We start from the raw sequence: 10,894 nt of genomic DNA on the forward strand, positions 1-10,894 counted from the left end.
CCGTGGGCGGTGCGCCGTGGGGACCGGCGCCCGGGCCTTGATGGCCGTCGCCAGAATGGGCGCGCGCCGCCGCGCCCGTCAACGGTCAGGCGACCGCGGCCTCGCCCGGGCCCGTCACGGTTGCGGCAGCGGTCCGGCCGCGTGGGAGAGGATGTTGACCAGCCGCCCCCCCGGTTCGCGCAGGAAGAAGCGGCGCACGCCCCAGGGCTCGTCGGCGAGCGGGCGCTCGACGGTCAGGCCCATCTCCAGGGCCCGCGCGTGCACCGCGTCGACGTCGTCCACTTCGATCGAGAGGTCGGGGACCGGCGCGCCGCCGCCCCCCTGCGACATGACCGACAGCTGCGGGCGCTGCTCGGGTTCGTCGAGGTGGCTGACCGGCGGCGACCAGGTCAGGATCCAGCCCAGGTCCATCGCCGGCTCCAGCCCCAGCAGGTCGTGCCAGAAGGCGCGGCCGGCGGCGGGGTCGGGGTGGGCGAGGTTGGGGACGATGCGCAGGACGGTCATGGGAGCCTCCCTCCGGGCGCAGGATCGCGCCGCGGGGGCCGGCGGTCAACCGGCGCGCGTCACCCCGGCCGGCCGTCCATGCCCAGCGCGCGGCCGCCCGTCGCCGCCTCGCGCCGGTCGACCCAGCGCACGTAGAAGGCCGCCGCCAGGCCCGCGAGGCACAGCGCCAGCATCAGCCCCAGCAGGACCGAGACCCGGGGATCGCGCGAGATCGCGGCGGTGACGCCGGCGGTGATCGCCGCGCCCCCGCCCACGTTCAGCGCGCCCGCCAGCCCCGCCGCGCTGCCCGCCAGCCGCGGGCGCACCGAGACCGCGCCGGCGTTGGCCGAGGGCATGGTCAGCCCGTTGCCGACGCCCACGAAGATCGTCGCCCCGAACACCGAGATCACCGAGACATGGCCCGCCAGCGCCAGCCCCAGCCCCGCGGCGATGCCCGCGCAAGCCGTGCAGCGCCCCAGCATCATCATCCCCGTCAGCCCCACCCGGCCCGCATAGCGCCCCGACAGGAACGCCCCCGAGGCGAAGCCGGTGGTGATCGAGCCCAGCGCGATCCCCAGCTCCGCCGGGCTCAGCCCCAGCGCCTCGCGCGCGATCAGGGGAGCGCCGGCGATGAAGGCGAAGAATCCCCCGACCGAGAAGGCCATGCACAGCGCGCAGCCCCAGAAGCGGCGGGAGCGAAGGAGCTCGGGATACTCGCGGAACTGCTTGCCGAAGTCCGCCGAGCGGGTCGTGTTGGTCTCGCCGAGATCCCGCCAGACCAGCCCGATCAGCCCCGCCGCGATCAGCGCGTAGACGGCGAAGGAGGCGCGCCAGCCGAAGCCCTCGTCCAGCAGCCCGCCGATCGAGGGCCCCAGAATCGGGCCGACGGCCATGGCGGTGGCGATGTAGCCGATGCGGCTGGCGGCCTGCTCGGGCGGCAGCAGGTCCCGCACGATGGCGGGCGACAGCGCCGAGCCGGCGATCATCGCCCCCTGCAGCAGCCGGAAGGCGAGCAGCGTCTCGAAGCTCTGCGCGGTGAAGCAGCCGACCGAGGCGACGAGGAACACGCAGAGGCAGGTCAGCAGCACCGGCCGGCGCCCGAAGCGGTCGGACAACGGCCCGATCAGCAGCTGCAGCAGCGCGGTGACGCCGAGATAGCCCGAGACCAGCCACCCCGCCGCCCCGTAGGAGACCCCGAAGCGCTCGGCGATATGGGCGAGCGAGGGCAGGAACATGTTCAGCGTCACGGTGGTTCCCGCGGTCAGCAGGATCAGGGTGACGATGTGCGGCGGCGTGGCCGCGGCGGGGAAGCGCATGGCAGGGGTCCGGCGGAGGGGATCGCTCCGCGATGCGGGCGGATCGAAAGATCAGGCAACCTGATCCTCGCCGCCCTCCGGCGCAAGCCCCGACCGACGCCCGCCGGGCGCGCCTCCTCGGCCCGGCGCCGCAGGCGCCCTGCCCGCTTGCGCCGGAGGGCGCCTCGCCCGGCCGTGCGCGAGGGGCCACGCCCGCCCCGCCGAAGTCGCGTCGCCCAGCTGCGCCAATGGCGTTCTCGCGGGCTGCGCCGCAGGCGCCCAGCCCGGCCTACGCCGCAGGAACCGGCCGGGCCCCGCGCCCGACCACCCGCCCCGGGCGCCCTTCCGTCCCAGGCGCCGACGCCCGCCACGCGCCGCGGGCGAGCCGGACGCGGCAGGCGCCGCAGCCGACGCGGCGCCCCCGCGCGCTCGCGGAGCCGAAGGCTTCGCGGCGCGCGGGCCGCCCTGCCCCAGGACTTCGCCCGACCGCTGCGAAGAGGCGAGTCGGGCCGCGGGTCAAGGCTCGCGCAGCGACCCGGCGCAGCCGGGCTCGGCCTTGAGGCGCGGCCCGACCCGCCGCACGCTCGCCAGAGGCCGGCCCTGCCGGCCGTCTCGGCAGATGGCGAAAATCCCAGCCCCCCGGTCCCGCGCCCGAGGCCGTCCCGCCCTCCCCCCAGGAAACGGCGCCCCTACATGCAAACGCCCGCGGCGCGCCGCGGGCAAGAGCGAAGACACAGGCGCGACGGCTGTCGCGGCGCCCCCCGAAGGGGGCCGGAAAACCTCAGGCCACCTTGCCGTGGCAGGACTTGTAGCGCTGGCCGGAGCCGCAGGGGCAGGGTTCGTTGCGCCCGACCTGGCCCCAGGTGGCGGGGTCGGTGGGGTCGATCTCGGCGGCCTGGATCGGCGCGGGCGCCGGCGAGGGCGCGGCCGAGGCGGCGCCGGCCCCTTCCAGCGCCGGCTCGGGCGCGGGCTGGCGGGGCTGGGCGGCGGCGGCGAGCTGGTCGGCCGCAGCCGAAAGCGCCGCGCGCTGGCGGGCGGCCTCGTCCTGGCTCATCACCTGCACGTAGGCGATCTGGCGGGTCACGTCGCGGCGCAGGCGGCCCAGCAGCGACTGGAACAGCTCGAAGGCCTCGGTCTTGTATTCGTTGAGCGGATCGCGCTGCGCATAGCCGCGGAAGCCGATCACCGAGCGCAGGTGCTCCAGCGTCACCAGGTGCTCGCGCCAGTGGTGGTCGATGGTCTGCAGCAGCACCGACTTCTCGATCTGGCGCATCACCTCGGGGCCGAAGGCGGCGGCCTTCTCGGCCACCTGCTCGTCGGCCATCTTCACCAGACGCTCGCGGATGTGCTCGTCGTCGACGCCCTCTTCCTTGGCCCAGGCGATCACCGGGACCTCGCGGCCGAAGTCCTGCAGGAGCTTCGCGTAAAGGCCCTCGACGTCCCACTGGTCGGCATAGGCGCGCTCGGGGATGTGCTCGGCGACGAGGTCGTCGATATGCTCGTGACGCATGTCGCGGACCGTCTCCTGGACGTCGTCCGCCTCCATGATCTCGCGGCGCTGGGCGAAGATCGCCTTGCGCTGGTCGTTCATCACGTCGTCGAATTTCAGCAGGTTCTTGCGGATGTCGAAGTTGCGCGCCTCGACCTTGCCCTGCGCCTTCTCGATGGCCTTGTTCACCCAGGGGTGGATGATCGCCTCGCCCTCCTGCAGGCCGAGCGTCTTGAGCATCTTGTCCATCCGCTCGGACCCGAAGATGCGCATCAGGTCGTCGTCGAGCGAGAGATAGAACGAGGACCGCCCCGGGTCCCCCTGGCGGCCGGAGCGGCCGCGGAGCTGGTTGTCGATGCGCCGGCTCTCGTGGCGCTCGGTGCCGATCACCCACAGGCCGCCGGCTTCCAGGGCCGTCTTCTTGTCGGCCTGGGCCTTGGGCGTGATCTCGGCCATCACCTCGTGCAGGCGCTGTTCGGTCACCTGCTCGCCGAGATCCAGCAGCTTCTCGCGCGCCATCATCTCGACGTTGCCGCCGAGCTGGATGTCGGTGCCGCGGCCGGCCATGTTGGTGGCGATGGTCACAGCCCCCGGCAGGCCGCCCTTGGCGACGATATAGGCCTCGCGCTCGTGGTGGCGGGCGTTGAGGACCTCATGCGGGATGCCCTTGCCGGTCCTGGCGATCTGCTCCAGGTGGGCGGCCGTGTCCTCGAGATAGGCGCGGCGCGTCTCTTCCTTGGGCTTGGTCTGGCCGGCGAAGCGGCGCAGCACCTCGGCCGTCTTCAGCAGCGCCTGCGGCTGGGACAGCAGCGCCGAGAGCTGCTCGGACTTCTCGATCGAGGTGGTGCCGACCAGCGCCGGCTGGCCGCGGCGGTGGGCGTCGGCGATCGCCTCGATCAGCGCGAGCGTCTTCTCGTCGCCCGAGCGGAACACCTGGTCGTCCTCGTCCTGGCGGGCGATGGGCAGGTTGGTGGGGATCTCCACCACCTCCAGCCCGTAGATCGAGGCGAACTCGTCGGCCTCGGTCATCGCGGTGCCGGTCATGCCCGACAGCTTCGAATACAGGCGGAACAGGTTCTGGAAGGTGATCGAGGCGAGGGTGACGTTCTCGGGCTGGATCTGGACGCCTTCCTTGGCCTCCAGCGCCTGGTGCAGGCCGTCGCCGAAGCGGCGGCCGTCCATCATCCGGCCGGTGAACTCGTCGATGATCACCACCTTGCCGCCGCGCACGATGTAATGCGTGTCCTTCTTGAACAGCGTGTGCGCACGCAGGGCCTGGTTGACGTGGTGGACGTAGGAGACGTTCTCGGGATCGTAGAGCCCCGTCCCCTCCGGCAGCAGGCCCGCGGCCGAGAGGCGCTGCTCGATGAACTCGTTGCCCTCGTCGGTGAAGTTGGCGGAGCGCGCCTTCTCGTCGATGTCGTAGTGCTCGGGGCGGATCTCGGGGATGATCGCGTCGACGGCGCGGTAGGTCTCGGAGCTGTCCTCGGCCGGGCCCGAGATGATCAGCGGCGTGCGCGCCTCGTCGATGAGGATCGAGTCGACCTCGTCCACGATCGCGAAGGCATGGCCGCGCTGGACCATGTCGTCGAGCCGGAACTTCATGTTGTCGCGCAGGTAGTCGAAGCCGAGCTCGTTGTTGGTGCAGTAGGTGACGTCGCAGGCGTAGGCGGCCTTGCGGTCGGCGTCGCCGACGCCCGGCGTCACGATGCCGGTGGTCAAGCCGAGGAAGCCGTAGACCTTGCCCATCCACTCCGCGTCGCGCCGGGCGAGGTAGTCGTTGACCGTGACGACATGCACGCCCTTGCCGGCGATGGCGTTGAGGTAGGTGGGCAGGACCGCGACCAGGGTCTTGCCCTCGCCGGTCTTCATCTCGGAGATCTTGCCCTGGTGGAGGACCATGCCGCCGACGAGCTGCACGTCGAAGGGCCGCATGCCCAGCGCGCGCTTGGCGCCCTCGCGGGCGACGGCGAAGGCCTCGGGCAGCAGCGCGTCGAGGGTCTCGCCCTGGGCGTGACGCTCGCGGAACTCCTGGGTCTTGGCGCGCAGCGCCTCGTCGGAGAGGGCGGAGATCTCGGGCTCCAGCTCGTTGATCGCGCGGACCTTGCGCATCAACGTCTTGACCTGACGGTCGTTGGCGGTCCCGAAGACCTTCCTGGCGGCGGCGCCCAGTCCCAGCATGTCTCGCCTTCATCCTTGCTGCCGGCCGGGAGCGCGCACCCCGCGCTCCGCCGAACCGTTCCGAGCGCCCCAGATAGGCGACGCCAGCCCCGGGCGCCATGCGGTTCGCGGCCGCCCGGGCGGAAATCCAAAACGGTCGAGACGCGCAGGCCCGTGGGACGCGCCGGTCCCGGGAGGGCGGGGAAGAGGGGACCGGCGCAAGGCCGAGCCCTGTTGCCCGCTCGTCGGGGGCGCGCTAAACGGGGCCTGACCCGCGCCGCGACGGCCCGCTAGGGGCCCAGCGGACAGTTAGGCGGCGGGCGGGGCGCTGTCAACGCGCCCCCCGGTCTCGCCGGCGTTCCGCCGGCCGGAAGCCCGGCTCGCAGCCCGGGCGGGAGAGGTCCCACAACCGCCCCGATCCCGCCCGTTTCGCCTGTCAGGACCCTGCGGCCGCACCCTTGCGGGGCGCGGCGGTTTCCCCCGCCGGCCTTGAACCCGGCCGGCGGAGCCTACAGGTCACCCCCCGCGAACCCGATGACCCTCGCCTCGAAAGAAGGCGTCTCCACGAAAGGGAGTTCTCCATATGCCCATCGTCCGCCAGCGCCGCGCCGCGGCCCTCGCCGTCGCGGCCGCCGCGCTGATGCCGCTGGGGCTGGCCCCGGCCTTCGCCCAGGACCAGAGCCAGACCCAGACCCAGGCCCCGGCCGCCGGCGAGGCCCCCGCCGCCGCGCCCGAGGCGACGCCCGACATGGTCGTGGCGACGGTGAACGGAAAGCCGGTGACGCTGGCCGAGGTGATCATCGCCCGCTCGTCCCTGCCCCAGCAGTACCAGCAGCTGCCCGACGCGCAGCTGATGCCCGCGCTGATCGACCAGGCGGTGGTGCAGGCCCTGCTCGCCCAGCAGGCCGAGGAGGCCGGCCGCGGCGACGACCCGATCGCGGCCATCCACGCCGAGATCGCGCGCACCTCGTATCTGGCCGAGTCCGAGATGGGCAAGGTCATCGCCGACGCCACCACCGAGGAGGCGCTGCGCGCGCTCTACGAGGAGAAGGCCGCGGAGATGGAGCCGACGCCGGAGATCCGCGCCTCGCACATCCTGGTCGAGGACAAGGCCCTGGCCGACGAGATCAAGGCCGAGCTCGACGGCGGCGCCGACTTCGCCGAGCTCGCCCAGCAGCACGGCACCGACGGCACCAAGGACCGCGGCGGCGATCTCGGCTGGTTCGACGAGGGCCAGATGGTCCCCGCCTTCGCCGAGGCCGCCTTCGGCGCCGAGCAGGGCGTGGTCGTGGGCCCGGTCGAGACCCAGTTCGGCTGGCACCTGATCCTGGTCACCGACCAGCGCGAGGCCCCCGTGCCGACCTTCGAGGAGATGCGCCAGGAGCTCGCCCAGGAGGCCGCCCGCACCGCGGCCACCCAGAAGGTCGAGGAGCTGCGCGCCGGCGCCGAGATCGAGATGTCGGACGAGCTGCCCGACCCCTCGGCGATCCGCCGCGACGACCTGCTCGCGCCCAACCGCTGAGGCGGCGCGCAAGCCCCGGGTCCCGCCCCCTGCGGGACCCGGCCCTGCGCGCGTGGAGCGCAGGCCAAACACCCCGGCCGGGGGCCTGAACGGGCTTCTCCCCGCCGCGAGGACATGGCAAGAGGGCGGGATCGCGACGGCGCGGTCCCGCCCTTTTCGCGTGGAAATTCCACGCCGGGGCCCCGCGCCGGGACGCGCGGGACGCCCGCGGCGGAAGCCTCCGCGCGGCGACCCGGGTCGACGAGGCAGGGGACGCAGGCATGGCCAAGGACGACAAGAAGAAGAAGTCGAAGAAGGCGAAGGCCCTCGCGGCCGCCGCCCCCGCCGGCACGCTGGAGGGCGCGCTGGAGCGCCTGGCCGCGCTGAAGGCCGAGGTCGCGGCGCTGGAGGCGACGCTGGCCACGGCCGCCGCGGCCGCCGCCCCGGCGACGGCCCCCCAGGCGACCGCGGCCCCCGCCGCCGCCGAGGCCGCGCCGAAGAAAAAAAACCCGCCGCCGGTCTCGCCGCTGGCGCCCGCCGCCTTCCCCGACCTGCCGCCCGTGGCCGGCGTGCGCTTCGCCGCCGCCGAGGCCAACGTGCGCTACAAGGGCCGGCGCGACGTGATGCTGGCGATGCTCGCCCCCGGCTCGGCCGTGGCGGGCGTGTTCACCCGATCCTCCACCCGCTCCGCGCCCGTGCTGTGGTGCGAGGCGCTGCGCGACGCCGCCCCGGTGAAGGGGCCGCAGGCGATCCTGGTGAACTCCGGCAACTCCAACGCCTTCACCGGGCGCAACGGGGTCGAGGCCGTCGAGGCGCTCGCCGCCGCCGTCGCCAAGGCCACCGGCGCGCCGAAGTCGGGCGTGTGGATGGCCTCGACCGGCGTCATCGGCGAGCCCCTGCCCCATGAGAAGATCGCCGCCAAGCTCGAGGAGCTGAACGCCAACCTCCACGAGGACGCGGGCGAGGACGCGGCCCGCGCGATCATGACCACCGACACCTTCCCCAAGGGCGCGGCCGAGGTGCTGCCGCTGGGCGGCCAGCGGGTGACCATCGCGGGCTTCTGCAAGGGCTCGGGCATGATCGCGCCGGACATGGCGACGATGCTGGGCTTCGTCTTCACCGACGCCGCCATCGAGCGCGACGTGCTGCAGAAGATGCTCTCGGAGGCGACCGAGCGGACCTTCAACGCGGTGACGGTCGACAGCGACACCTCGACCTCCGACACGGTGCTGGTCGCCGCCACCGGCCGCGCGCCGATGGAGCCGATCACGTCGCGCCGCGACCCCCGCGCGGCGGAGTTCGCCGCGGCGCTGGAGCGGGTGCTGCGCGACCTCGCCCAGCAGATCGTGCGCGACGGCGAGGGGGCGACGAAGTTCGTCTCGGTCACCGTCACCGGCGCGAAGTCCGACAAGTCGGCGAAGAAGGTGGCGCTCGCCATCGCCAACAGCCCGCTGGTCAAGACCGCCATCGCCGGCGAGGACCCCAACTGGGGCCGCGTGGTGATGGCCGTGGGCAAGTGCGGCGAGCCCGCCGACCGCGACCGCATCGGCATCCGATTCGGCGACATCGTGGTGGCCGAGGGGGGCTGGGTCTCGCCCTCCTACAAGGAGGCCGACGGCGCCGCCTACATGAAGAACGCCGAGCTCGACATCACCTGCGAGCTCGGGATCGGCGAGGGCAAGGCGACCGTGTGGACCTGCGACCTGACGCACGGCTACATCACCATCAACGCCGACTACCGGAGCTGACAGGGTGAGCGAGGCGGCCCCTGCGCCGAAGAAGATCGTCCTGGTCGCCGCCTGCGCGCTGGTCGACCGGGACGGCCGCGTGCTGCTGGCCCAGCGGCCCGAGGGCAAGTCGATGGCGGGCCTGTGGGAATTCCCCGGCGGCAAGGTCGAGCCCGGCGAGACCCCGGAGGCCTGCCTGGTGCGCGAGCTGCACGAGGAGCTGGGCATCGGCACCTGGACGAGCTGCCTGGCGCCGCTGACCTTCGCCTCGCACGCCTACGACGACTTCCACCTGCTGATGCCGCTGTGGATCTGCCGCAAGTGGCAGGGGACGCCGCAGTCGCGCGAGGGGCAGCGCCTGGCCTGGGCGCGTCCGGAGGCGCTGCGCGACTATCCCATGCCGCCCGCGGACGTCCCGCTGATCCCGATCCTGCGCGACTGGCTGTAAGGGTCCCGGCCCGGGCGCCGGCCCCGGGCGTCCTGCCGCGACGCCGGGCCGAACCCGGGCCGGGACCCGGCCGGCGCGGCGACGGCCGCGCAGCCGGAGGGGGCCCCAGACCCCCGCGGCGCCCTCGTTCCCCTGCGAGGGACGCCGGTCTCGGACGACGGCGGCGGGCGCTCAGGCCACCTTCGCCACGTTGCGGTCCATGCGTCGTTCGTAGAGGCGACGGTCGATGTCGGTGGCCGCCCGCAGCGCCGCCCGCGCGGCGGGCCCCAGCGCCTCGGGCGCGACCAGCGGCGCGGGCACGTCGTCGGCCAGGCCCGGGCGCGCCGGCGGCCAGCCGAAGATGCCGCCGAGATAGTCGAGGAAACTGTCGAGCCGCGGCTCCACCCCGCACAGGAAGTTCACCCGCGCAAGGTTCGCCTCCGCCGCGCGAAGCTGCCGCTCGTCGGCAGGCGCCTCTTCGAGGGCCGGCAGCCCGGCGCAGAGCCGGGTCATCCCCCCCAGCCGCGAGCGGCGGATCGCCGGCGCCGCCAGCAGCCGGGGCACCAGCGCGTCGGGATCGTCGAAGGGCAGCGCCTCGCGCGGGACGCCGGCGAGGCGCAGCACCGCCCCCGGCGGCATCCCGCGCAGTTCGGCGGCGAAGCGCAGGAAGGCCACCTCCGGATCCGACATCACGCAGACATGAATGATGCGCTCGTGCATCCCGTCGAGATAGCCGAACGGCAGCAGGCCCGAGACGAGGCGGATGGACCCCGACAGCGGCTCCATGTCCTCGGGATAGCGCGAGCGCGCGCCGTGCATCGGATCGTCCAGCCGCAGGCGCCGGTTCTCGGCCACCCTGGGGGCGAAATAGTCCTCGTCCAGCATCCGTCCGACGAAGCCGTGAAGGCGTCCGTGGAAGATCAGGAAGTGGGGCATGGACAAGGTCTCCGTCGGCTCGGCATGAATGGAGCCTGACCATGTTCATCAACTCGTCGCAAAGTTGTCAACCTAAGGTTGATTTCAACAGACTACGAACGTGAAACGCGCGGGGCCGACAGTCGTCGACCCCGCGCGCAGATCAGTTTCAGAAGAAACGGTTCTCAATTCGCGCGCCGGCGGGGGCGCGCCGCCCGGCTCAGTTGCGGGCGATGGTGTCCGGGCGCCGGTAGAAGACATGCGGACCGATCGCCGCCGTCTCGTGGAACTTGCGCGCCCAGCGCGGACGCACCGCGGTGGTGTGGTAGTAGGTCGCGCCGTCCGTCAGGGTCCGGGCCCAGCCGTCGAGCATCACCCGCGCCACGCGGCCGACCTGGTCGAAGGCGCCCGTCTCGGAGATATGCTCGGGCCGGCCGTCGCAGTTGTAGGAGAACTGGCAGCCGTGGAGCTTGCCCGAGGCGGCGCCCTGGTGGACCACGCCGCAGACCGTGTCGGGGAACACCGCGGCGTCGACGCGGTTCAGGATCACCTCGGCCACGGCCACCTGGCCGGCCAGGCTCTCGCCGCGGGCCTCGAAGTAGAGCGCCTCGGCCAGGCAGCGCCACTCGGTCCCGCCCTCGGCCTTGGCCTGGTCGAAGACGTCCCAGGACTGCTGGCCCGCGGCGACGCCCGCCAGGCCCAGCGCGGTGCGGTCCTCGCCCCGCTGCAGGGAGGCGAGCGTGTTGCGGTCCGCCAGGTCGAGGTTCGCCAGGCTCCCCGCGCCCGAGGAGCGGGGCATGACCCGGCCCTCGACGGCGTCGAGGTCCACCGCGCCACGGCGCTGCATGACGCCTGCGAGCGCCGCGCGCTCGGCCCCGAGGGCGGCGGTGACGAAGC

General features: G+C 73.3%; 8 protein-coding genes. 3 read left to right on the forward strand and 5 right to left on the reverse strand.

Annotation, left to right across the window (positions count from 1 at the left end):
* Nucleotides 1-114 precede the first annotated feature (114 nt).
* The 3 genes from BM064_RS22140 to secA all read right to left on the reverse strand — a co-directional run bounded on the left by BM064_RS22140 (nucleotide 115) and on the right by secA (nucleotide 5,448).
* Complete coding sequence (locus BM064_RS22140; RefSeq protein ID WP_092864099.1) at nucleotides 115-504, reverse strand: VOC family protein; 390 nt, start codon at nucleotides 502-504, stop codon at nucleotides 115-117.
* 59 nt (nucleotides 505-563) lie between these two features.
* A complete protein-coding gene (locus BM064_RS22145; RefSeq protein WP_092864102.1) occupies nucleotides 564-1,799 on the reverse strand; it encodes a multidrug effflux MFS transporter in 1,236 nt (411 codons plus the stop codon).
* A gap of 760 nt (nucleotides 1,800-2,559) precedes the next feature.
* The gene (gene secA, locus BM064_RS22150) at nucleotides 2,560-5,448 is read right to left on the reverse strand and encodes a preprotein translocase subunit SecA (RefSeq protein ID WP_092864105.1); all 2,889 of its coding nucleotides are present in this window, start codon (nucleotides 5,446-5,448) and stop codon (nucleotides 2,560-2,562) included.
* A 562-nt stretch (nucleotides 5,449-6,010) separates the two neighbouring features.
* On the opposite strand from secA, the gene BM064_RS22155 reads away from it, so the two are divergent.
* From BM064_RS22155 to mutT, 3 genes are all read left to right on the forward strand, one after another.
* A complete protein-coding gene (locus BM064_RS22155; protein WP_092864108.1) occupies nucleotides 6,011-6,949 on the forward strand; it encodes a peptidylprolyl isomerase in 939 nt (312 codons plus the stop codon).
* A 260-nt stretch (nucleotides 6,950-7,209) separates the two neighbouring features.
* A complete protein-coding gene (argJ, locus tag BM064_RS22160; RefSeq protein WP_092864111.1) occupies nucleotides 7,210-8,676 on the forward strand; it encodes a bifunctional glutamate N-acetyltransferase/amino-acid acetyltransferase ArgJ in 1,467 nt (488 codons plus the stop codon).
* Between the two features lie 4 nt (nucleotides 8,677-8,680).
* Nucleotides 8,681-9,103, forward strand: a complete 423-nt coding sequence (gene mutT / locus BM064_RS22165) for an 8-oxo-dGTP diphosphatase MutT (protein WP_092864114.1) — start codon at nucleotides 8,681-8,683, stop codon at nucleotides 9,101-9,103.
* Between the two features lie 171 nt (nucleotides 9,104-9,274).
* Here the strand turns inward: mutT and BM064_RS22170 are convergent, their stop codons facing one another.
* Together BM064_RS22170 and BM064_RS22175 are read right to left on the reverse strand one after the other, a co-directional pair.
* Nucleotides 9,275-10,018: a hypothetical protein gene (locus BM064_RS22170; RefSeq protein WP_092864117.1), complete on the reverse strand. Its 744-nt coding sequence runs from the start codon at nucleotides 10,016-10,018 to the stop codon at nucleotides 9,275-9,277.
* A gap of 199 nt (nucleotides 10,019-10,217) precedes the next feature.
* Nucleotides 10,218-10,796, reverse strand: coding sequence for a cell wall hydrolase (locus BM064_RS22175; protein ID WP_177236374.1), 579 nt, complete (start codon nucleotides 10,794-10,796; stop codon nucleotides 10,218-10,220).
* Nucleotides 10,797-10,894: the final 98 nt, after the last annotated feature.

It is taken from the genome of Albimonas pacifica, from assembly GCF_900113695.1.
Classification (GTDB): domain Bacteria; phylum Pseudomonadota; class Alphaproteobacteria; order Rhodobacterales; family Rhodobacteraceae; genus Albimonas; species Albimonas pacifica.

Bases quoted from the DNA above. Each gene is read 5' to 3' on its own strand.
- BM064_RS22170 (WP_092864117.1), bottom strand. From the start codon at position 10,018: ATGCCCCACTTCCTGATCTTCCACGGACGCCTTCACGGCTTCGTCGGA.
- BM064_RS22175 (WP_177236374.1), bottom strand. From the start codon at position 10,796: ATGCCCCGCTCCTCGGGCGCGGGGAGCCTGGCGAACCTCGACCTGGCG.
- BM064_RS22145 (WP_092864102.1), bottom strand. From the start codon at position 1,799: ATGCGCTTCCCCGCCGCGGCCACGCCGCCGCACATCGTCACCCTGATC.
- BM064_RS22155 (WP_092864108.1), top strand. From the start codon at position 6,011: ATGCCCATCGTCCGCCAGCGCCGCGCCGCGGCCCTCGCCGTCGCGGCC.
- argJ (WP_092864111.1), top strand. From the start codon at position 7,210: ATGGCCAAGGACGACAAGAAGAAGAAGTCGAAGAAGGCGAAGGCCCTC.
- BM064_RS22140 (WP_092864099.1), bottom strand. From the start codon at position 504: ATGACCGTCCTGCGCATCGTCCCCAACCTCGCCCACCCCGACCCCGCC.
- secA (WP_092864105.1), bottom strand. From the start codon at position 5,448: ATGCTGGGACTGGGCGCCGCCGCCAGGAAGGTCTTCGGGACCGCCAAC.